A 23,711-nucleotide genomic window follows, 5' to 3' on the forward strand; every position below is an offset into this window, starting at 1 on the left:
GGCTTTACGCCTTCCGCTTTCTGCTCCCGTGTTACTCTACATGATTTTCTATTTCTTAAAAGAACTTTCTCGCTTCATCATCCGAATCCGCTATATGTTTTGTTGGATTTGCATCCACCTAACTTTTCATTTTTATCCGCTAAAATCGCTTTAGCTTCTTACTTCTTTTGCTCCTTAAAGCAACCCTCCGTTTGGGTCTGCAAAGGTAGAAAACCTTTTTACTTTTCCAAAACTTATTTTTTCTTTTTTTTATCTCTCGATTTCTAAAGAATCTCTTCCGTTTTGGCCGCCTACTCTTTCTCTTTTCTCCCTCCGTGGCGGGGTGCAAAAGTAGTAAACTTTCTGGCTTTCCGAAAATTTATCTGAAGTTTTTTTGAACCCTTGTTTTTTCTTCTCTCTCCCCTATTCCTGCTTCAAAAAACCCTTCAGTAACCTTTCTAAGAACAATCCCGCTTCCTTATTTGCGGGCTGCAAAGGTACACGCTTTTAACAATCTTGCAAACTGTTTTTAATATTTGCTTAACCTAAATAAGTAAGGTGCTAATTATCAGACGAAAAAAATAAAACGGATAGCTATTATTAGCGGATTAATGGGGAAAATGCAGCGGACTACCTTAATTCAGGCACACGCTCCATTATCGTTGGCCGTTAGAAATTCGTTTTACTTCGGGCGACTAAATCTTTGCCAGGATTTTGGAATAACAAAAAAAGCCCCGATGCGCTCTGCAACCGGGACATTCATTATTACATATATTGATTTTAAGGTAGATTCTGTTAAAAAACGTAGAAAACACTGGCCTGGATACTGTTATTCTTGAAGTCGCCTAAGATTGGAGAAGGTGTTTCCTGTACCTTTTGCATACCATAAACATACCTTGCACCAATGCCCAAACCAATTTTAGATTGATAGCCAAGGCCACCAGCCATACCAAAATCAATCTTTTTAGCAAATTTCGAGTCGGTTATACCGCCAAGATCTTCTTTTACTTTAAAACTTGCCTGCGGGCCTGCTTCAACAAAAAAACCACCATCGGTACGGTATTTGAAAAGAATTGGAACAGAAGCATACGAAAGTTTTATATCCTGCGTACCCAGTATTCCGGCCTTAACCTTGGCGCCTTGCAGGGAGTATAAAAACTCTTCCTGTACCATAAAGTTGTCAGTAAACTTATAGGCTACAATAAATCCGGCGTGGAAGCCAGGGAGTGGGTCTGTGGCAAAAGTGGCGCCGGTAAAATTACTATAGTTCCCTCCGGCGGTGATACCGAATTCTAATTTCTTCATTAGTTTTTGACCGAAACTCTGATTCTCGGGAGTTGTTTGACTGAACCCTTTGGTTGATATCGCAACCAAAATGACTAACATTGATAATAGCTTTTTCATAAATTGTTCCTTTGTTTTGACTTTTTTTGAGCGCCGCCTGCTGGCTGGCTGCTTCATTTAGATCAAAGGTGAGCAGTAAAGGGGCGGCATTACAGCAAAATGTGGACGAAGCGGGCAAAGTTGAGCCGGAGGCGGGATATAATAGGTTCAGTTAAAAGCGCTGTTATATTTTTTGGCAGGACAAGGAGTAGGACAACGCAGCAGTTATAACATAGCGGAAGGCACGTGCAATAAAAAAGGGACGAGCGTTTTTTAACGAGTTCGTCCCTTTTGAGTGGATTGCAGTACAGATTTAAAGCACATTGCCGCCTTATTTTGAAACAGCCGACCAATCTACATCAAGAACTTAAAACCTAAAGTTGATAATTTAACGAAGGCTGTTTAAAAACACCAAAAGTATGAATGGCTAAACAAGCTTTACCCGATGTAACCCGCAGCCTAATTCTTGATGCCGTTACCGGCTTAAATTTAATCAGCCATTTATAACCTACAGCCTGTTTGCCGGTTGCTTCAGGAATAGGAGTCCAATCTTTTCCATTAGACGAATAATCTACAGACCAGCCGGTTGTGCGATGGCCCAATTCAATAACCTCCTGCAACATTAATACATCAAATGTTTTCTTTTTGCCAAGGTTAAAGGTTATGGTATCGGTAGTTGCATTGTCGCTTGTTGCATAGTAGGTACTGTCGCTGTTATCTACCATATTAGCCGGTTTATATTTTCCACCCCGGGGATGAAGTGATGTGATGGCGGCACCAGCAGCAAGATTTTTTTTAAACGTACTATTGATCAAGCCGTGTAAACCAGCGGCTCTTACAGAATCAATAGAAGAAACCAGCCCCCGTTTATCGGGTGGAAAATTTAATAACAACACACTATTATGACCTACGGAACTGAAATAAAGATCCCACAAACCAGCAACAGTTTTGACATGGGCATCTTCTTCCTGGTGATAAAACCAGCTTGGGCGGATGGATACATCCACTTCGGCAGGCACATAGGCCGTGCCGTCAAGCTCGCCGTGGTTTAATTGTGTAATGTGCGCGGCTTCCTCGCGTATAGAAACCGGGTTGATGGTTGACCAGCAGGGATCGCCGGATATTCCCGATTCATTGCCCATCCAACGGCAATCGGCATACTTGTACGAGTTCTTTGTTCCGAAAACAACACAATTGGGCTGTAATTTACGCACAGTATCTGCCCAGCGATCGTAAAACGCCGTGGTAATCTGATCAGCACCGGCACCATCCCACCATATTTCCCATATGGGGCCGTAGTTTCTTAACAGCTCAGATAACTGGCCCGCATAATAATCGCTGTAATCGGGTGTTCCGTACCGGGAGTCGTGCCTGTCATGCGGCCCCAGGTAAATGGCTGCTTTTATCCCGGCTGTCTTGCAGGCATCGGTAAATTCTTTTACAACGTCGCCTTTACCATTTTTCCATGGGCTGTTTTTTACCGAATAGTTGGTATGCGCGGTTGGCCAGTTACAAAAACCATCGGCATGTTTGGCCACAAAAATAGCCGTTGTAATTCCTGCGCTTTTAAGTACCCCTGCCCACTGATTACAATCCAATGCCGTAGGATTAAATAATTGAGGGCTTGCTGTGCCATCACCTTCATTAACATTGGCAAAAGTATTCATCCCGAAATGAAAGAAAGCTATTATTTCGCGATGATACCATTCAATTTGCCTGGCGTTGGGTACTGGTCCAACAGGCGTGGGGGCCGTTTGCGCGTTAACTGCAAATGGCATTAAAACCCAAGCTATAGCAATTAAGCTGAGCTGTGTTTTTATCAGTTTAATAATTTGTTTAAAATCCATATGGGTTGATAGTTAAGAATTGAATACTTTGTTTCGGATTATCACTTTACCATATACCTGGCATATTCATCTGCGGCACCATCCATAGTTGCATACGGCCTGATACTAAAAGAAATACCTGCCGGGCTGGCCGGAATATAATATTGAGGCAGCGATATAGGCCCGCAGCTGGCATTACCTATGCCCAGTTGTTTATAATCAAGGCTTAAAACGGTTTCTTTACGCGGTTTTAGTTGATACAGGTGATCGGCCTTTGCTAAATCCTGGTCGGTGTAGTGCAGTGCAGTAAAGTTTAGCTTACCATTTGCAACTATCATCACGCCTGTATTTTCAATATCCGTAACTTTTAACCAGCGCGCATCTTCGCGGTTACCCATTCCCTGCGGCCGTTCGTACGGTTCCAGCATTTCGTTTACGGTTTTTTGGTATTGCCCAAAATCAGCCGACTCCCTGCGGTCTGAATAATTTTCATGCGGTCCGCGGCCATACCATTCTACATGTTCCAGTCCTTCATTTAAAAATAGCCGCAGGCCCAGGCGTGGTATATCCAGGTCGTTTTTGCCGGGGCTGAACTGTGCATCCACATTGATAAACCCATTGCCATACACCTTATAAACAATGGTGGTAGTTATCTTAAACCCCGAACGTGTTGCGGCATCGGTAACGGTGGTAACCTGCACATATTTACTATTCGCTTTATTTACTTCAAAACTTTTCAGCTGGTATTGTAAACTATCGTAGCCGGCCTTCGTCCATTCAATGTAAGGACCTCGTTCCTGCGTACGATCATTATCCATCCGGGCACGATAAAGGTTAAACATTGGGCCGTTTTGAGCGTTACCGATAATGATTTTACCTGCATAAGCCAGGGATGAAATAGTCCCCGATTGTTTATCAAATGCCAATGTAAACGCCTTGCCTGTGATATTTAATTTTTGAGCACCATCTGTTACTTTCAGCCCCGGAAGCGTAGCCGCGTTTATTACCGGCGTTGCTGTTTGCTCAAAAGGCACGGCCATTTGCTGCCAGGCTACCACATGCCCCTGTTTGGCCCATAAATTATCTTCGCGAAGCTTAAAAGATACCGTCAGCCAATATTGCGCGCCTGCAAGCAGCACCGGTTTTTGGTATGGGATATTGATAACGGCCGTTTCCCCGCCCGGAAGGTTTAAAGCTTGTAAGGTACCTGTTTGAATAACTTTGCCATCGGCAGCCAAAGCCCAGGTAAGATCGAACTTGTTGAGATTGATAAAGGCGTATTTATTGGTGATACTTACCTTACCCTGCAGCAGGTCTTCGGCTTTAATAGCTACGTATTGATACACTTTTTTTACCTCTTCAATTTCGGGCTTTATCTGCCTGTCGGATGTTATTAGCCCTTTAATACTGAATGTACCGTCATTGGGTTTATCGCCAAAATCGCCGCCATAGGCAAAAAAAGTTTTGCCGGTTGTGTCGCCGGGGATGGCTTTGTTCACACCCTGGTCTACCCATTCCCAAATGCAGCCACCTATTAATCGCTTGTGCGATTCTATGGCGTCCCAGTATTCTTTCAAATCGCCGATGGCATTACCCATCGCATGCGCGTATTCGCACATAAAAAATGGTTTCGCCGATTGCTTCTCCCCTTCTTTGGTCAAATCAGCTATCGAAGGGTACATGCTCGACTCAATATCAGCCACATCATTCTGTCCTTCGTAGTGAATGCAACGCGATTGATCAAGGTTCAGGATGGCCGCTTTACCTGCCACAAAGTTTTCTCCTCCCCATGATTCATTTCCCATCGACCAGATAATTACTGACGGATGATTTTTATCCCGTTCCACAAGGCGCACTTCCCGGTCAACATAAGCCGGTTTCCATTTGGGATCTTTAGTCAGCTTATCTTCCATACCATGAGTTTCCAGGTTGGCTTCATCAATCACATATAAGCCATATTCATCGCACAGCTTGTACCAGGCGGGGTCGTTGGGGTAATGGCAGGTACGTACTGTGTTAATATTATATTGCTTCATGAGTTCAATATCGCGGATCATGGTAGCCATTGGCATGGTTTTACCATATTTAGGGTGTACCTCATGGCGGTTTACGCCTTTAAGCAATATGGCTTTACCATTTACAAACAGGCGGCTATCTTTTATTTCCACTTTACGGAAACCAAATTCAGATGCCAGTACTTCCAGTACGGCGCCTTTTTTATCATTCAGCGTAAATACTACTTTATACAGGTTTGGTTCCTCAGCCGACCACAATAACGGATGACTGATATTACCTTCCAGTTGGTAGCTTTTTTCTGACTTACCACTAATTAACGCTATGTCCTGTGTAATAAATACCTTACTGTTTAACAATGTGCCATCGGGCTGGTAAACAGCCACGTTCAGGGTGCCTCCTGCCGCGTTTTTTCCATAATTGCGGAAGGCTGCCTTTACAGAGAACTTCGCCGACGTGAAATCGTTCGATAAATCCGATTGCATAAAGTAATCGCGCAGGTGCAGTTTTGGCGTGGCGTATACAAATACACTCCTGAAAATGCCGCTAAAGCGGAACATATCCTGATCTTCGAGGTAGCTGCCATCGCTATACTTATACACCTCAACTGCGATCAGATTTTTGCCTGGTTTTACAAATTTGGTGATATCAAATTCGGCAGGGCTCATGCTGTTTTGGCTATAGCCTACTTTTTGCCCGTTAACCCAGATGTAAAAGGCGCTTTGCACACCATTAAAATGCACAAATACCTGTTTGCCATCCCAGTTACCCGGTATATCAAAAACGCGCCGGTATGAACCTACCGGGTTTGGCTCCCTGCTTACTGTCCAATCCGCCGGCGCAGGGTTCATTACTTTTGGCGGGTTTGTTTTAAAGGGATAGGTAATATTGGTATAAATTGACGTTCCGTAGCCCTGCATTTCCATATTGCAAGGTACCGGTATGGTTTTCCAGGCGGCATCGTCAAATTCCTGCTGATAAAAGTTGACCGGCCTTTCCGAAGGTTGCTTTACCCAGTTGAATTTCCATTGCCCATCCAGGGTAAAATAATACGGCGATGCTTCGGCAACGTCTTTTAAAGCTTGTTCGGTACTGGCATAGGGTATATAGGTTACATGGGTAGCCTCCTTGTTAATGCCAAATACCTGCTCATTCTCCCAATCGGGGGTTTGGCTATAAGCCAGGTTTAAACCGGTTAACACGAAACAAAACGTTAGTAATTTTTTAAAATCCATTAGAAATAAAATATTGATAATTAGTTGAATGGCTATTAAAGCCCACCTTGCTATTTCTTTGATATCAGGACACTGTTATAGCGTGTAATTCGCAATTGATTTGAAAATAAATGTTGATTTCGCCATCAGTCCTGTTATTTAAGATTTGCTTTAACCAGTTTCACAAATGCATCAGGTGTAACTACCCTTACATTTGGGTTTAGTCCTTGTATTACAGTTTTTATGTTCGATAGGTCTTTTGTCCAGATGTGCACAAAAACAAGCGAATAGCCATCGGCGCTATGCGGATTGGCCGGGCGCGAATTGATATTGCTGATCACCGTGGATTCTTCTTCCAGGCCCTGCCAAAGGTTATCGCGCTGGGCTATAATCGGTTTATGATTTGCCGAAAAAAGAATGGTACCCGTTGGCGCTTCGCCATAGCCGGTATAAATAAGCGCGTCTATATTAGGCTGTGCCAGATATTTGTTCCAAACATCCATATGGCTGCTTAAATTCTGATCTAATATATTACAGATGTTTAAGCCCGAAGCCCCCATGAATGTATTCAACCGGGTTAAATAGCTGTCCAGCCGGGCAGCTGGCATCTGGCTGGGATAAGTATAGCCGCTGCCACTTGGGCCGGCAACAAAAAAATCCTTACCCGCTCCGTTAGCGGCGTTGGCATAAAACCAGCTTAGTACCGACGGCGCCAGATCGGCCAGCGATGGGCTGATGGTGTAACCCATATTAAAAGTACCTCTAACTGAATTTTTGAAGTAATTATTCAATGTCCAGGTATCTACCGAAAGATTATCGCCATCACTCACCAAAAAAGTAACGTAATGAACGTTTTCTTCGGTCAGGGGCGTGATAAAGGTTTTTTGCTTTAATCCTGAGGTATCATAAATACTGCTTAAGGGGGCCAAATTTGCAGCCAGATCAGAGGGTAGCATAGGCACACCTTGTTTGGCCGCATTGCTAACCATCGTAAATTCGTCCTGGCCGTACCCCATGCAAAATGCTTCATTGCTAAGCGCGCTTAACACCTGGTTTCGCCATGATGTATTGCCATCATAAAAAGTAAAAGCATTGCCAAGGGTAATATAATCTCGCAGGTGGTGGTTTATCGTCGGATTTTGTTCGGCAGCCAACTGCTTGTTAAACAAGGTTTGATAGTTGGTGTAAACCCATTTTTCGTCGTGGGTTTGTACATCTGCCTTAATCCTGGTAATGCCCAAAGAGCGCACATCCGGCTCAAGCGACGCATCTACGGCAATTGCGTTCATAGGCCCGCATAAAGAATTTGCAGCAGTAAGCGACCGCGCATTGCTTGCCCTGTTATAAAGGACGTAACCGGCAACCTTTTTCTTAAAATGACTTAGCAGGGCTGTCCACGATGTGTAATTGTTTAGCGTAATGCTGTACTTACTTTTCAAATAAGACGTCCAGTCGGTTGACGGGCCGCCTTCGTCAATATAGATCTGCTCTGACGATGTTTTGGCTACCAGTCCCTGCAAAGTAGCCACCAAAACTTTTTGTTCGGCCGAGAGACTGCCACCAGAAATAATATCCAGCGATTGCAGTTTTGTTCCCTTTTGATGAAAGATGCCTGTTTTAATTGATTGCCCGCTTTTTAAGGTATCACTTCCATAGCCGGCCAATATGGGCGGTGTCACCGGCGGGGTTGTGGCTTTATCGTTACTTTTACCACACGATTGAATAAATACCGTCGCTATGATTATTGCAAACGGAATAGCGTTTTTTATTTTCATCGGTATGTTTTATAGGTGTGAGGCATCAAGGATTGGTTGATGCTTTTTTGTTTAGACACTTGAGCATTTGCAAACAAACCACGGCCAGCACCAGCCCGTTTAAACGGGCCGGTGCATGTTGCCGGGTTCATTGTTATAAGGCGTAAATTTCGGCTATGTTGGTACTGTTGGTGGCCCATACATCCGTAACCGTTATCCTGAAATAACGTACCGACAGGAACTGGGGCAGGAAAAACCGGATCTCGGCCTGCGGTTCAACAATCGGAACCTGAAATGTTCCGTTATCCGTCCAATTGCTGCCGTCTGTACTTATTGAAACCGTCATAGCTTTGGGCTGACCGTGACCGTACGTAGCCCAATCGCCGCTGAAATCCCTATCGACTACCGAAATAGCGTGAATTTCTTTTGTCTCGCCCATATCTATAGTGATATAATGCGGAGGCCCCGGTTCACCGCCCGACCATTTGGATTGCCAGAAAGAATCCATATTATCATCAATAGCGTCTATACCCAGCCCGTTTCCGCCGCCTTCGGCAGGTTCCTGGGTCGAAAAGCCGGCTATCTTCCATTTTGACCTATCGAAGGGTGTTAAGTTTGCCAATGATGGCGACCGGGTAACCACAAAATAAGTTACTTTTTGCACATCATTAATACTACCGCCGCTTGCCTGGTCGATACGGATGGGCAAAAGAAAGCTCGAAAAGGCGCTTAATTTATCGCCGTTTTTAATAATAAGCTTTAATTGTGGCGTTGATGATTGCCCTTTGGCGATGGTTGCGGTAGTTTCATAGCTGAAATTACCGGTTGGCAAAGCGCTGTAATTGGTATGGTTGGCCGTATTAAATGCAGCTATTAATGATGGATCGGCCTTAAAAGTTACATTAATGCTGTTGGCTGCCGAGGTTGTAACCGTTGGATAATCGGCCCCAACCAGGCTTGCCGAATACATAATGGTATCGGCTATATCAAATGTTTGGTTAACTATTGCCTTACCAGTAGGCATGTACACCGTGGTTGAGGTTGTTTTATCTTTTTTACAACCTGCAACAAGCAGCCCCACAAACAGCCCGGTATATATATAGTAGTTGATTAATTTTTTCATAATCCACGTTTTAAAGATTGTTTAATTTTTAGTGTCGATATTTTTAATAACCCGGATTTTGCCCGCTAACCCAATTATCGGGGCCGCCATTCTGGGCCTTCATCTTCGGGTTTTTATCAATAGCAACCTGTGGCACCGGCATAAAGTACATTTTATCGTTCCACTGTTTATTAACCACCACTGCTGTAGGGTCATAATTCCAAACACCGTTTTTCTTGGTGATCAGCATACCATGCGTAGGTCCGTTTAAAACTTTAGAAGCTATTTTCCAGCGTAATACATCCCACCAGCGCTTATCTTCAAAAGCAAATTCAACCCTGCGTTCGCGATGGATGATCTGTCTCATTTGCTGCTGGCTTACACCGCCATAAGTGGCCTGTACAGTTGGCAGGTTGCCACCACGGGTACGTACTTTGTTAACAGCATCCAATACCGATGCATCCGGGCCAACGGCTTCATTTTGTGCTTCGGCATAGCCAAGCAGTACTTCGGCATAGCGGAAAAACATATAATTCTGTAACCCGCAGCTGCAATTCAGGTTATCGTTGCCTTTTATACTTTCGTCGAGCGTTTTACGGGCGTAGTAGCCTGTGTTTGTAATATCTCCCCGGGTTGAGTTAAGGTCGATCTCGTTGGGGCTGCCAATACCTACTCTTGTATAAATAGTATCGCCCTGCCAGGGAGCCCCGTCATAAATTATACTTTGATAAAAGCGTTTTTCGCGGTTCACATACGGTTTTTGAGGATTGTAGCCAGAACCAGACTCGCTTATGGCCTTCCCGTTGTCCATCGCAAAATCATCTACCAATTCCTGCGTGGGTTCAAAATTGCCCCAGGTTTCTACCGCACCGTGTACAACCACCGGGCCATAAAGGCCTTCGCGCCTCCCACCCCCATTTTGCGCGCTGGTCATCTGCATCGCGAAAATAGATTCGGAGCTGTTATTGCTGGCAGGCAACCAAATGGCGCCAAAATCGTTCAGTAAATTATAAACGCCTAAATCCATTACCTGCTTGTAGGTAGCGGCGGCCTGTGCCCACTTGCTGGCATCGCCAACGGCATCTGTGGCGCCCGAATTATGAAGCGGGCTTGCGGCATATAGCTGTACCCATGCTTTTAGGGTAAGCGCGGCGCCTTTTGTAGCCCGGCCATACTGATCGGCAGTAAGCGGTAAATCGGCAGCGGCGGCGGTCAGCTCGTCTGTAATAAATTTAACCGTTTCGGCCGATGTGTTCCTGGGCCTGTAAATTTCATCGCCCTGGGTGGTATTGTTAAGCACATCAGTAATAATTGGCACACCGCCGTAGGCTATGTACAGGTACTGGTAAAAAAACGCCCTTAAAAAACGGGCTTCGGCCAGTTTTTCCTTTTTAAAATCTGCCGAAAAATTTGAGGCTGTAACTTTTTGGATAAACAGGTTACAGGCCCTTATAAATTCGTAATTACCTGCACCATCGTTATTGGAGTTTGTTCCCCTTGCCCATCGCCACATACCCCAGGGGCCTACCGGCATACTATTGGGTGCTATTGCGCCTGTGTAAATCATCTGCCGGGCATCAAACCACTCGGCGCCTACGTATGAGTTATCGCTAAACTGATCAAGCAGTTCGGTTTCATTATTCAAATGCGGTAAATCGGTATAAACGTTATTTAAAAATATATCCGCATTACTTTCGGTGCCAAAAACCGTAGCATCTGATAACTGGTTTTTAGGAGTAACATTCAGCAGGTCTTTTTTACATCCTGCCAAAACGGCCAGGAGCATAACGATGAAGGCTAAGCCATAAAATTTCTTTATATGATTCATTTCTTTATGATTAGTCGTTAATTAAAATGTTATGTTAGTTCCAAACGATATTACCTGTTGCTGGAAATAATACTGCCCATTGGTCGACTGTGCTTCGGGGTCCATCACTTCTTTCATATAAGGTGTCCAGGTCCATAAGTTTTGCCCTGCTACATAAAGCCTCACCGACTGTATCTTAATTTTCTGTAGTATTTTTACAGGAATTGTATATCCAATCTCGGCGCTTTTAAGCCTCACGTAAGTATCGTTACGCATAAACCACGATGAGTACTGTTGATTATTAGGCACAGGTGCGCTTGTTAAACGGGGATAAAGCGCGTTGGTATTGGCCGGCGTCCAGTGATCATTAAACTGCAGTGTTGTTGCCGACGATGCAATATCAAACGGATAAGCTATAGTACCACCTACCTGTATACTGCTTTTGGTGGCACCCTGGAACAGCAGATCGACATCGAAACCCTTCCACGAAAAATTGGGGGCCAGGCTAAATTGTATTGCAGGCGTTGAAGGATTGCCTATTACTTTTTGGTCGCTGTTATTGGTAGTTATCTTTCCGTCGTTGTTTAAATCGGCATACCTGATATCGCCAGGATGTACAGCGCCCCAGGGTTGTGTTGGGATGCCTGTTTTTAATGATCCATCGGCGTTAAAATCATTCGGCGTAAAGTAACCGAGCGCTACATAGCCAAATGGCGTACCTAAAGGCCTGCCCGTTTGGCGGGTATTTAAATTATTATAGGATGAGGCCAGTTCATCAACCCGCAGCAATTTATTCTTGGCATAACTTAATATGGCTTTAACGCCTATACGCATGCCATTTGCCAATGTTTGCGCAGTACCCAGCGTTAAATCAACGCCCTGGTTGCTCATAATACCATAATTTTCCTGCGACAGGCTGATACCATACTCCGAGGGAGCTGTAATTTGCCTGGTTACCAGCATATTGTTACGCTTTTGGTGGAAGTAATCTATATCAAACGTAAGCTTGCCTTGCCACAACGACCCTTCTATACCTACATCCAGTTGTTTTTGCCGCTCCCAGGTTATGTTGGGGTTAGGCTGCCCGCTTTCATAAACCCCTTGTGTTGCTTTTGGCGTGCCTGATGAAGTGAAAACGGCCCCCTGGCCCAACTGGTAAGCGCTTAAATATTGAAAAGGCCCGCCTGCCAGGTTACCCGACTGGCCATATGATGCACGCAACTTCAAAAAGTCGATCCAGTTGTAGCGGTTTTTGATAAAGTTTTCTTCGGATAGGTTCCACGATAAACCAAAGGTTGGGAAGAAACCGTAACGATGTCCGGGAGCAAAATAATAATGACCATCATAACGGCCTATAGCTTCGGCAACATATTTTCCATCGTAGTTGTAAGTGGCATGGTAAACATAACCTACCTGTTTTTGCTGACCCGATGAACCGCTGTTTTTAGCATCGGTACTGATTGCGCTGCCCGCATCCAACTCGTCAATGTCCAGGTTGTAATTATCTCTTTCATCCCTTTGTGAGCGGCTGTTTACAGTTCTGTATTCGGCAACACCCTGGAAGGCAATATCGCTTTTACCAAATTTATTATGGTAATTAAGATATCCCTGGTAAGTTAAAGACGAGCTAAAATTATTTTGGATGATCAATAGCGGGTTCGATTGCCCATCCTGCGCTTTTGAAAAAACGTAAGGCGTGGTACTTGTGTTTACCGAGTAATAAGTGGCCGGCGTTTGCCAGTTTTTCTCATAATCGGAATAAGGGTCATAACTTACCGATCCTTTAAGGCTTAAACCCTTTAACGGCAATTTTTGATCGATGGTTAAGGTAGTATACGATTGGGTGGATTCTTCCTTGTCATAACCTGTATCATACACTTCGCCCAATAAACTTCGGTTTTGGTAACCACCATACAAGCCGTTTGAGTACTTAATGGCGTAAGTTGGCGGTGTACGAAAAGCCTGATACATGATACTTCCGGCAGAGGTACCCGGGTATTTCAAATCTTTTACATAGCTGTTTATGCTTACCGAAACATTGGTTGTATTGGTAGCCTGGGCGTCAATTTTAGCAATTAGGTTGTACCTGTTCAGGTTTGTTGACGACCATTGCCCCTGCTGGTAAATATAACCCAGGCCTGCGTAATAGTGCACTTTATCGGTACCGCCGGAAAGTTGAAGGTTATGCGAGGTTAAGATCCTGTTGTTTAAAATAAGATCTTTTAAACCATTGCTGCTCGGATACTTATCAATATCGGCACCAGCTTGTTTATTAACAGTTTTTAAATAACCGGCTAAATCGGCCTGCGAATAAGGCGTGGTAGCACTTTTTTCATTCAGCGCGGCCTCATTTTGCATCAGCGCGTACTGGTACGAATTGACCATGGAAGTAATCCTGGTTGGATTTTGGAGGCCCACGTAGCTGTTATAAGTTAGTGTTGGCTTACCCGATTTACCCTTTTTTGTGGTAATAAGTATTACGCCATTTGCACCCGCTAAACCGTAAGGCGCAACCGCCGCGGCATCCTTTAAAACACTAAATGATTCTATCGAATTTGGATCAAGCGATTCAAAACTGCGGTAAACCCCATCAACCACAATTAATGGCGAATTATTACCGGTGGTACCAATACCCCTGATATGAATACTTGCGCCATCCTGCCCCGGCTCGCCATTGCCCTGGGTAATAATAACGCCGGCAACACGGCCTGTTAAACTATTGCTTAAGCTGGCTACAGGTTTTTGGGCTATATCCTGTCCCTTCAGGGTTGAAATGGCTGCCGTGGTATTGGCTTTTTTTTGCGTACCGTAACCTACAACTACTACTTCGTTCAATGAGCGTTCGCTTTCTTTTAGCGTAACAACCAGGGAACGATCTGTACCAGGCTTTACTTCCAGGTCGGTATATCCTATATACCTGAACAGCAAAATAGAATTTTCATTTTCTACATTGATAGAAAACTTACCATCTTTATCGCTAACCGTTCCATTCGTGGTTCCCTTTTCCATTATGGTTACGCCTATCAAAGGATCACCTTTGCTATCGGTTACTTTTCCCGAAAGCGGAATTTTTGCCGGCGATGTTTTCTCGTCCGGTTTACTATTTTCGGGCAAAGCTACCGGCGCCACAACATCGGGCTTGTAAATAATAATACTGGTGCCTATCTGCTTATAAATTAAGCCCCGGTTATCTAATATAGTTTGTAAAATTTCCTCCAGGCTTTTGGTAGAGGACACAAGGTTTACATCGTTTTCGTTACGGATGTCCTGCTCTTTAAAAGCAAACCTAAAATTGACTTTAGATTCAATTTTTTTTAATGCCGAAAAAAGTGTTTCATTTTTCAGTTCTATATGAACCTTTACACTGTTGATTGATTGCCCATGGCCATCATTTGCCAGCAATAGCTGAAAAGATGTAAGGACCAGCAACAGGACAAAAAAACTTAATTTCATAAAATACCTGACATGATTTATGAATGGATGCGCTTTATAATCTTTCGTTTCGCACAGGAGAGAAAACGCAAAGTTTTTTTTCATAACTTGCATTAGTTATTAATCGTTTAAAAAATGGTTAAAACTCACTATGCCCTATAGCTGATGATGTGAGAGTCGGTAGCTTGGGGCATTTTTTGTATCAGCGTATAGCTATGGGTTATATGGGATAGGTACCTTTTTTTTCATAATTTTTAGTTTGGTTAAATAATCGGTTTATATTAATCAGTTACACCCCTCGCCAAGGAGTGTTATTTCTTTTCCATCATCACTTGTAATAAATTTAATGTTATTAAGCCTGCATAAAACGTTAAGCATTTGATCAAGCCCGGTGGTATTTAAAAACGAGGCAGTAAACCTGCAATTTTGAATTTTGGTATTCGCCATAATTAGCTTTACCCCATAACGCTTGGATAAAATGGCTGCAGCGTCTTTTATGCTGATGTTATCCATCACCAGGTCATCCTCTTTCCACAATACTGCCAGCTTTGAGTTGGTGATATCTTTTTTATAAATACTATTATTTTCGTTGTAGCTGATGTACTGATTGGGAAGCAGTATGGCCAGGCTTTTCTTATCGTCAGAAACCAGCACTTTGCCACGGGTAACAGTTACCTCAACCAACTTATCGCCGGGATATGCCTTAATGTTAAAAGCTGTTCCGAGTACCCTGGTAGTTAAATTGCGTGCGTGTACAAGAAACGGATGGGCCGCATCATGGGCTATATCAAAGTACCCCTCGCCGGTTAAGTATACCTCCCTGTTTTTACCGTTAAATTTCGTGGGATAATTTAAGTGGCTGTCTTTATTAAGTACTACCTTACTTCCATCAGGCAGTAAAATGGTAGTATTTCTCTTTTTAACAACTGCATTGCTGGCAAGTTGCGGTGCATTTTGGGGAGCGCGTTTTTTTAATGTATACCATCCGGCCCCTAACAGCATCAGCAGGGATGCCGCCACGGCCCAGCGCCTTAAATGGTTTGGCTTTTGAAAATGCCGCTGGTAATCCGGCTTATCCTCTACCATCTTAAGTAACCGGGCAAACAGTTGCTTTGAATCATCACCCGATTGATCCTGGGTGTTTACCGGGCCGGTGTCTTCCCATAACGATTGAAGAATGGTTTCAACCTGCCTGCTGTTTTCCTCGGTGTTAATTAGCAAAAACAATTCTTCAAATTCCTCTGCTGTACAAGTATTTGTTAAATACTTATTGAAAAGAAATTTAAGCCTGAAAAGCGAATTTGATGACATATAGAACTGCCTTTGTTTAATCGGTTTATTGTATTGACGACAAACAAGAGAGATAGGACTAGTTGGAACGTAGAAAAATTATAAAAAATGAAAAATAGATAAGCAAATCAATATATGAATGCCTTTTATATGCCTGCGCAAAGTTTTTAAGGCCGTAACCAGGTGATTTTTTACCGTATTTTTTGAGATCAATAACTGCTCGGCTATTTGTTGGTGCGATAAACCTTCTTCGCGACTTAAATTCAGGATGAGTTGCTGCTGAGGTGGCAATTGATTGATAAACCCTTTTAGCTGGCTCTCAAATTCTTTAACGCTATAACTTTCGTCAGCATATGTCTCGGCCTGCGATTGAATATGGTTTAGCAGTAAAGTTTTAAGCTTACTTTCACGGGCGGCTGTTTTTAAAAAGTCTAAGGCTTTGTTTAACGCCATCCGGTACAAAAAAGCATCAATATTTTTGACGTCGACCATCATTTCTTTAGCCGACCACACCTTTACAAAAATATCAAGCATCAGTTCCTCGCTAACTTCCCTTGACTTAACAACCCGAAATATATAATTGAAGACTTTACGATGATTCGCCTCAAAAAATTCCTGAAAAGCTTCCTGATCGCCACTGGTAAGCCGGCTTTGAATATCAGCTTTGCCCGGGTTATCCAACGGGAAAATATTTTCAGTTTGATTGAGCAATGGTTTATTATACTAATAATGGGTGCTCAAATATAAATAAACAAAAACCCAAACAAAAAATTCCCGCTGGTTATTTTACCGTTTTAGCTAATTGTTAAACCTGTATTTGCCCGTCGTGATTAATTAAAATCAATCTACCACAGGCTTTTTGTCGGCCAGGTGCTTTTGTCTTAACAGGGCTTCCAGGTAATAATAATCGGCATAGCTTAAGGGCACATCAACTTCGGTGTTAGCTGGCCTTGAACCTGTGCTGTGCAGCAAAATAAAACCTTTGCTTGTACCGGGCGCGGCTGTGTAATCATTGGTTAAGTTTTTAATTATTAAATCGGCTTTGCCACGGTACAATTTTCCGTTGGTACTATAAGTGCTCAGCTCATACAATGCCGAAGCCATTACCGCGGCTGCCGAAGCATCGCGCTGTTCGTTCGGTATGTTAGGGGCATTGTAGTCCCAGTAAGGCACAAGGTCCTGGGGCAAGGTCGGATTGTCTAAAATAAATTTGGCAACATTTTCTGCCTGGCGCAGGTAAGCTTTATCCTTGGTTTCGCGATAGCACATCGTATAGCCGTACAGTGCCCAGCTTTGCCCGCGTGACCACGCCGACTCGTCGGCATAGCCCTGGTGAGTTTGTTTTTTAAGTACTTCGCCTGTTTCGGGGTCATAACTTACCACATGATATGAACTGTAGTTTGCCCTGAAATGATTTTTCATTGTAGTATTGGCATGAGTGACCGCAATTTTATAAAACGATGAATCGCCCGAAAGCTTTGTGGCTTCAAAAAGGAGTTCCAGGTTCATCATGTTATCAATAATTACCGGGAACTTCCATATCCTGTTATCCCATGATTTAATACAACCCACTTTTGGATTAAACCGGGTTGAAAGCGTTTTTGCGCCTTCAATAATTACATCCCGGTAGTGCGGATCTTTAGTGAGGCGATAACCGTTACCCACGCTGGTATAAATTTTAAAACCCATATCATGGGTACCGCCGTTAGTTTTCTGGTCTTCAATAAACGCTGTGAATGTTTTGGCCAGTTTTAACCATTTCTCCTGCCCCGTATATTGGTATAGGAACCAAAGTTCGCCGGGGAAAAAACCGCTGCACCAATCTTTAGAAGGCACTAATGCTAAATCGCCGTTAGCAGATAAAGAACGTGGCGTTACCCCGGTGCCGCCAGAACTTTTGGCCTGATCAATTGCCGATAGCATAACATCTGTTTGCTTTTGGGTCAAAGCAAAACCTTTTGACACGTTTTTCTGAGCAAATGCATTTAATTGCAAAAACGCACATAAAAGGCATGCTATTGTATGTTTATTATTCATCATTTATTTATTATAGGCGTTAATTGAATTTCTAAAATTTTCATCAGGCTGCTTTTGGTTATTGCGGTTGGGATAATCTGTAGTGTATGCACGCCCACCGGCAGGGTTATCTCGCCCAGGGACGAAGTTTTTATTTGATCCTTTTCAGACGATAAGACTTCGCCCTGTTTAACCATATCGTTTATTATGCATTTGAACGTACCCATATCACTGCTGTCAGCCAGGTATTTAATCATAATTTTATAAGTAGCGGATTTTAAAAGCCTGAAATTCCATTTAATTGACTGGTCCATTTTACTCCAGCCATCCAGGTAATATTTGCCTGCCTTACCATCGCCGAAACCAAAGCCTTTGCCGGTTAATTCAGCGTCAAAAGCCAGCAAACGATTTGCGGTACCATTGTCCGACAGTAGTCTTACAACGTCCGTTTCAATGTTATCCTTTGTTGCCAATACAATAACGGTGTTTGCGGTGTCGGGGGCCTTTAACGGAACGCCGATACCGATATCCAGGGGATTAATGCGTTGAAACGACAAGGCTTTTTTTGACGGATCGGCCAATAAATAAGCCTTATTAATATCGCTTTTTAAGCCGCCGACTATGATTTTACCATCGGCCGGCCATTTAAATACATGAAGGAATAAAAGATTTCCCTTACGGGTAGATACACCCCAGCTTTGAAAAGGCAAAGGTGTTTTGCTGGTTTGATAAATACTTTCCGAATTTTTATCCATCCACGCGGCTATTCCGTTTAAAATAGCTACATCCTCGGGGGCGTATTCGCCATCGCCCATGGGGCCGATATTCATCAGCAAATTACCGCCCCGCGAAGCGGCTTTGGCCAGTAGTTGGATAAAAAAGCCGACCGGCTTATGGCTCTTATCAAATTTTGAGTACCCATATGATTCATTTGTAGTGGGGATAGCTTCCCAATCGCCGTCGACCGGAAAAAATTCGGCGGGGCGGTCGGATGTGTTTTTGTAATCACCCAGATTAAGGCCGTTACCGGCTCGCGCCAGCCTGCCGTTCACCACAACGTTAGGGTCGGTTTCGCGGATGGCTTGCAGGATGCGGATATTTTCGGACAGGGGGAGTTTTTGAGGTGTATCAAACCACAGGATATCCGGGTGATAAGTGGTTAGCAGTTCCTTAATTTGCGGAATCGCTTTTTCATCAACGTACTTTACCGCTTTAGGCAACAATTCGGGGTGCAGATCATACCAGTCGCGCCCGCCGTGCAAATTCAGGTCGCCGCCGGGATTTTTATAATCCCAATCATTGCCCGGCGCATCCGGATGTTCCCAGTCAAAGGCATGCGAATAATAAAAGCCAAACTTCAGTCCGTATTTTTTACATGCAGCAGAAAGGTCGGCCATTGGGTCGTGTTTCCAGGCCGTTTGTTTTACAATATTATAGTCAGACACTTTGGAGTTGTACATCGCGAAGCCGTCGTGATGTTTAGCGGTGATAATTAAATAGCGCATCCCGGCCCGCCTGGCTGTTTTAACCCATTTATCGGCATCAAACTTTACCGGGTTAAATTGATGGGCCAATTCAAGATATTCGGCGCGGGGAATCTTTTGTTTACGCATCAGGTGCTCGGCATAGCCATCTACGCGTTTGCCCTTCCATTCACCGCCGGGTAATGAATAAATACCCCAGTGAATAAACATACCAAACCGGGCATCGCGCCACCAGGCTACCCGGGTATCGTGCGTTTTCATGCTTGCAGTCCACCAACCATTTACAGCATTGTCAATGGCTTTTTTGTCGCGATCCCTGGCCTCATTTGCCATCGTTTTATCCTCATCGCCTTTATCCTGGGCAAAGGCGAGGCTTGTATTTAATATTGTGGCAAGCAAGTATACAGCTATCGCAAATTTTCTGATCATCATTGATATTTGTTGTAACCTCTTCACGATACGCCTTACCAGCAAAAGATTAAAGCTGGGCATAACCTTTTTTTGTTTTGAGCGATAGTAATATGGTCGCCTGGTTTATTTATTAGTTTTCATTGGTATAAGCAGTATCCGGATAACTACTACTTTATAATAATACATGCACCGGGCTTCATGGTACCAGATTGATTTGTAAATATTTTTCTACGTGTTATCAGATACACATTTTTCAAATGTTGCTTTAGTTGTAAAACTCAAGATACACTCAATTATGCCACGCTTTACAAATGAGCCTTAATATTTTCACTCCAACGATTTAGTTGGGAACCAATAAGCAGGTGAACAAAAACAGATTGGTTAATTACGGTAGGTGTTTGTGCAAATTCGTTCCCCGCTTTTTACCCGACCGGGATTTGTAATGTAAGGCCAATAAAGGACCATCAATTGATTTTGGCAAAAGGGAATGCAGCCAATGAGCTACCCGGATTTTTGCGGTATTCTAAAGGGGTTTTTCCGGTAAGCGCTTTAAAGTGCCGGTTGAAATTTGAAATGTTGCCAAAGCCCGAATTATAACAGATTACAGCTGTGCTATAATCCTTTTCGCGCAATAACCTGCACGCGTAATCAATCCTGATTTCAATTAAAAATTCAAAATAACTTTTATTGGTGCGTAATTTAAAATAACGACAAAAAGCGTTAGGGCACATGTAAACAATATCTGCAACATCCTTTAGCTTAACTGCCCTTGTAAAATTGTTTAACGTGTAGATATATACCTTAGACAGCCGCTTCTCGTCAGTTTTGTTTAAAGTTTCCGCGTCAGGAGTTTCTGCCAGGAATTGGTGTTCTTTCCCCAGGGCTATCGTGTTGAAAAGGTTCATTAGAATTGAAAAATGATCATATGCCGGGGCACTCAATAACTTCGACATTAATTCAATAACACTTTTTTTCTCCCCGCCTTCAATATGCAATCCTTTTGCAGCTTCAGTAAAGAGGTTGCTCATTGTTTCGTTTTCTGGGAGTTTCATAAAAGCATCGCCCCAAATATTGGGGTCAAAATGCAGTGTTAGTAACTGCACCTGTAACGGAATTTTCCCCCGTTGCATCAAATCATCCTGGTAAGTGAAGGTGTCAAACTTAAACATGTGCGGTGTGTTTTTGCCAATTAATATTAACGTATCTCCCGATACCCGTATTAACTTATCGCCAAGCAATAGCGTCCCTTCACCCTCAATAATATAAATAAGTTCGGTTTCTACATGGTAATGAAAATCATTCAAGGCATGATACCTGTTAGCCTCCGTTATGCTTAACGAATTCTTTTGTTGCTTAAACAATGAATAAAAATGCGTTTCCATTATACAGTTCTAACCATTTTTACTTAACAACACCAATTATTGGTTAATATAGTATCAATTATGATTAACATTTACAAATTAAGCTAAATTTTTGCAGGATAATTTTGAGCAAACGCAATTGTTTATGAAAACAGAAAAATTTATCCTCAAACTAGCCGAAGCATCAATTCATGATATTGATATTGTAGGTGGCAAAAATGCCTCGCTTGGCGAAATGCTGCAAAACCTTTGTGGCTTTGGCATTAATATTCCCGATGGATTTATTATTACAGCGGCTGCTTACTATCATTTTATTTCATCAAATAAGCTTGATGAAATTATAAAGCAGATTGTTGATGAAACAAACACAGACGACCTGGAAGCGTTGATGCAATGCGGCGCCAGTATTCGTACCCTTATATGCAGCGGCGATTTTCCGCCTGTTCTTGAATCGCAGATAATTGAAGGATACAGAACACTAAGTGAGCAATACAATCAAAACGATGTCGACGTAGCCGTTCGGTCGTCTGCTACTGCCGAAGACCTTCCTGACGCTTCCTTTGCCGGTCAGCAGGATACTTTTTTAAATATCAGCGGAGCAGAAAGCCTGCTGGTGGCTGTGAAAAATTGTTTTGCCTCCTTGTTTACCGATAGGGCAATCAGCTACAGAAAGGCGTTCGGATACGATCATTTTCAGATTGGCCTCTCTGTATGCGTTCAAAAAATGGTCCGTTCCGACCTTGGTGTTTCGGGTGTAGCTTTTTCGTTGGATACCGAAAGCGGGTTTAAGGATGCCGTGGTAATTAACGGATCATATGGCCTTGGCGAGATGATAGTGCAGGGCTCAATAAACCCTGATGAATATATTGTGTTCAAGCCTTTATTAAAAGAGGGTTTCCGCGCAATTATCGAAAAAAAGTTAGGCACAAAGCATCAAAAAATGGTTTATGGCGATACTGCGAAGGAAAGAGTACGGGTGATAGAAACGCCAACTGATGACAGTATACAATTTTGCCTCACCGACGACCAGATTTTACAGTTGGGCAAATGGGTATTGATTATTGAAGATTATTATTCGGCGCTTAAAGGGCGGTGGTGCCCAATGGATGTGGAGTGGGCTGTTGACGGAAACTCCGGAGAGCTTTTTATTGTGCAGGCCAGGCCAGAAACCATCCATTCAAGAAAAACCGCGGGCATTGTTATTGAATTTAAAATAGATGATGAAATGCGCCATGAAAAAGTATTACTCAAAGGTATTGCCGTTGGTGATAAAATAGCTTCGGGCCGGGTGCATTTACTTAACGGCCTTGAAAAGCAAAATATCCACGAGATTAATTTTCAGCCGGGAGATATTATGGTTACCGACATGACCGACCCCGATTGGGAACCTGTAATGAAAAAGGCCGCCGCTATTATTACCAATAAAGGCGGCAGAACATGCCATGCTGCAATTGTAGCGCGCGAGCTGGGCGTACCGGCAATAGTAGGTTGCGAAAATGCAACCGATATATTGAAAACAGGGCAGCTAATTACAGCATCATGCGCCGAAGGTGAAGCCGGTATCGTTTATGAGGGCTTAATCTCGTTTAAAAAAATCGAACAAAACCTGGCTGACTTGCCGGAAATAACAACCCCGGTAATGATGAACGTGGCTTCACCCGAGATGGCTTTTCAATACGCCTGCTACCCGCATAAAGGGGTGGGCCTTGCCAGGGAAGAATTTATCATTAACAATTATATCAAAGTTCATCCGCTCGCCCTGCTTAAACATGCCGAATTGAACGATGCAGCACTAACTGAGCACATTGCCGGGATAACAAAAGGATATGCAAGCGGCGAGGATTTCTTTATCGAAAAACTATCCTATGGAATTGCCAAAATTGCAGCAGCGTTTTACCCCAATAAAGTTATCGTACGGTTTTCGGATTTTAAAACCAACGAGTATTTCAATATGCCGGGAGGCAAATATTTTGAGCCCGTTGAAGAAAACCCAATGATTGGCTGGAGAGGGGCATCGCGATACTATTCTACGGCCTACAAACAGGCCTTTGGGATGGAGTGTAAAGCCATTAAAAAGGTAAGAGAGGTAATGGGGCTTGACAATGTGGTAGTAATGATTCCCTTTTGCCGCACGGTTGATGAACTGTTAATGGTTTATAATACGATGGACGAGTTTGGCTTAAAACGGGGCGAAAACAAGCTGGAGGTTTATTTGATGGCCGAAGTTCCGTCTAACGTGATACTGGCCGCGCAATTTGCCCGGCATATTGATGGGTTTTCAATTGGCTCAAATGACTTGACGCAACTCGTTTTAGGGCTCGACAGGGATTCATCATTAGTAGCAAGCTTATATAACGAGCGGAATGAGGCTGTAAAAATGATGATATCACATTTGATTCGCATTGCTAAAAAGCTGAACGTAAAAGTGGGCATTTGCGGGCAAGGGCCATCCGATTTTTCGGACTTTGCCCAGTTTTTGGTTGAAGAAGGTATTGATTCTATTTCGGTAACGCCAGATTCCTTTATGAAAACAGTTAAAGCCATCGGCCAGATTGAGCAAGAAATAAAGCTTAAACAGATCACTTTACCGCAACAACTCATTGAAGTACAGGATATAACAGCAAATAGTTTATTTTAAT

The 23,711-nt window shown here is 43.3% G+C and carries 14 protein-coding genes; 2 read left to right on the forward strand and 12 right to left on the reverse strand.

All coding sequences use genetic code 11. From position 1 onward, the window contains the following. The coding region (locus tag AC1DXF_RS25000; protein WP_477451428.1) for a hypothetical protein at positions 1-267 on the forward strand (267 nt) is incomplete at its 5' end. A gap of 507 nt (positions 268-774) precedes the next feature. On the opposite strand, the gene AC1DXF_RS25005 is transcribed toward AC1DXF_RS25000, so the two are convergent. The 12 genes from AC1DXF_RS25005 to AC1DXF_RS25060 form a co-directional block, all read right to left on the reverse strand. Next, positions 775-1,440, reverse strand: a complete 666-nt coding sequence (locus AC1DXF_RS25005) for a porin family protein (RefSeq protein WP_477451429.1) — start codon at positions 1,438-1,440, stop codon at positions 775-777. Between the two features lie 296 nt (positions 1,441-1,736). Beyond that, entirely contained in the window at positions 1,737-3,209 is a 1,473-nt protein-coding gene (locus AC1DXF_RS25010; RefSeq protein ID WP_477451430.1) for an alpha-L-fucosidase, read from the reverse strand. Between the two features lie 41 nt (positions 3,210-3,250). Beyond that, positions 3,251-6,436, reverse strand: a complete 3,186-nt coding sequence (lacZ, locus tag AC1DXF_RS25015) for a beta-galactosidase, LacZ type (protein ID WP_477451431.1) — start codon at positions 6,434-6,436, stop codon at positions 3,251-3,253. A 134-nt stretch (positions 6,437-6,570) separates the two neighbouring features. After that, complete coding sequence (locus tag AC1DXF_RS25020) at positions 6,571-8,190, reverse strand: GxGYxYP domain-containing protein (RefSeq protein ID WP_477451432.1); 1,620 nt, start codon at positions 8,188-8,190, stop codon at positions 6,571-6,573. A 133-nt stretch (positions 8,191-8,323) separates the two neighbouring features. Further along, positions 8,324-9,292: a BT_3987 domain-containing protein gene (locus AC1DXF_RS25025; protein WP_477451433.1), complete on the reverse strand. Its 969-nt coding sequence runs from the start codon at positions 9,290-9,292 to the stop codon at positions 8,324-8,326. Between the two features lie 43 nt (positions 9,293-9,335). Beyond that, entirely contained in the window at positions 9,336-11,099 is a 1,764-nt protein-coding gene (locus AC1DXF_RS25030; RefSeq protein ID WP_477451434.1) for a RagB/SusD family nutrient uptake outer membrane protein, read from the reverse strand. Between the two features lie 21 nt (positions 11,100-11,120). Beyond that, positions 11,121-14,531: a TonB-dependent receptor gene (locus tag AC1DXF_RS25035; RefSeq protein WP_477451435.1), complete on the reverse strand. Its 3,411-nt coding sequence runs from the start codon at positions 14,529-14,531 to the stop codon at positions 11,121-11,123. Positions 14,532-14,795: 264 nt separating this feature from the next. Continuing rightward, positions 14,796-15,821, reverse strand: coding sequence for a FecR family protein (locus AC1DXF_RS25040; protein ID WP_477451436.1), 1,026 nt, complete (start codon positions 15,819-15,821; stop codon positions 14,796-14,798). Between the two features lie 78 nt (positions 15,822-15,899). Further along, positions 15,900-16,511: an RNA polymerase sigma-70 factor gene (locus tag AC1DXF_RS25045; protein WP_477451437.1), complete on the reverse strand. Its 612-nt coding sequence runs from the start codon at positions 16,509-16,511 to the stop codon at positions 15,900-15,902. 129 nt (positions 16,512-16,640) lie between these two features. Then, on the reverse strand, positions 16,641-17,837 hold the full coding sequence (locus AC1DXF_RS25050; protein ID WP_477451481.1) for a glycoside hydrolase family 88 protein: 1,197 nt from the start codon (positions 17,835-17,837) through the stop codon (positions 16,641-16,643). After that, complete coding sequence (locus AC1DXF_RS25055) at positions 17,837-19,732, reverse strand: alpha-L-fucosidase (protein ID WP_477451438.1); 1,896 nt, start codon at positions 19,730-19,732, stop codon at positions 17,837-17,839. Before AC1DXF_RS25055 ends, AC1DXF_RS25050 begins: the two co-directional genes overlap by 1 nt. A gap of 443 nt (positions 19,733-20,175) precedes the next feature. Next, positions 20,176-21,093, reverse strand: coding sequence for an AraC family transcriptional regulator (locus AC1DXF_RS25060; protein ID WP_477451439.1), 918 nt, complete (start codon positions 21,091-21,093; stop codon positions 20,176-20,178). A 124-nt stretch (positions 21,094-21,217) separates the two neighbouring features. Between AC1DXF_RS25060 and ppsA the strand changes: the two genes are divergently transcribed. Beyond that, entirely contained in the window at positions 21,218-23,710 is a 2,493-nt protein-coding gene (gene ppsA, locus AC1DXF_RS25065) for a phosphoenolpyruvate synthase (RefSeq protein WP_477451440.1), read from the forward strand. The last annotated feature ends 1 nt before the right edge of the window (position 23,711 follow it).

This window comes from Mucilaginibacter sp. P2_A5, from assembly GCF_056404995.1.

What these genes read in the sequence shown, in the direction of transcription:
- AC1DXF_RS25060 (WP_477451439.1), bottom strand. Translation starts at nt 21,093, where the DNA reads ATGGAAACGCATTTTTATTCATTGTTTAAGCAACAAAAGAATTCGTTA.
- AC1DXF_RS25030 (WP_477451434.1), bottom strand. Translation starts at nt 11,099, where the DNA reads ATGAATCATATAAAGAAATTTTATGGCTTAGCCTTCATCGTTATGCTC.
- lacZ (WP_477451431.1), bottom strand. Translation starts at nt 6,436, where the DNA reads ATGGATTTTAAAAAATTACTAACGTTTTGTTTCGTGTTAACCGGTTTA.
- AC1DXF_RS25025 (WP_477451433.1), bottom strand. Translation starts at nt 9,292, where the DNA reads ATGAAAAAATTAATCAACTACTATATATATACCGGGCTGTTTGTGGGG.
- AC1DXF_RS25005 (WP_477451429.1), bottom strand. Translation starts at nt 1,440, where the DNA reads ATGAAGCAGCCAGCCAGCAGGCGGCGCTCAAAAAAAGTCAAAACAAAG.
- AC1DXF_RS25010 (WP_477451430.1), bottom strand. Translation starts at nt 3,209, where the DNA reads ATGGATTTTAAACAAATTATTAAACTGATAAAAACACAGCTCAGCTTA.
- ppsA (WP_477451440.1), top strand. Translation starts at nt 21,218, where the DNA reads ATGAAAACAGAAAAATTTATCCTCAAACTAGCCGAAGCATCAATTCAT.
- AC1DXF_RS25050 (WP_477451481.1), bottom strand. Translation starts at nt 17,837, where the DNA reads ATGAATAATAAACATACAATAGCATGCCTTTTATGTGCGTTTTTGCAA.
- AC1DXF_RS25040 (WP_477451436.1), bottom strand. Translation starts at nt 15,821, where the DNA reads ATGTCATCAAATTCGCTTTTCAGGCTTAAATTTCTTTTCAATAAGTAT.
- AC1DXF_RS25035 (WP_477451435.1), bottom strand. Translation starts at nt 14,531, where the DNA reads ATGAAATTAAGTTTTTTTGTCCTGTTGCTGGTCCTTACATCTTTTCAG.
- AC1DXF_RS25055 (WP_477451438.1), bottom strand. Translation starts at nt 19,732, where the DNA reads ATGATGATCAGAAAATTTGCGATAGCTGTATACTTGCTTGCCACAATA.
- AC1DXF_RS25020 (WP_477451432.1), bottom strand. Translation starts at nt 8,190, where the DNA reads ATGAAAATAAAAAACGCTATTCCGTTTGCAATAATCATAGCGACGGTA.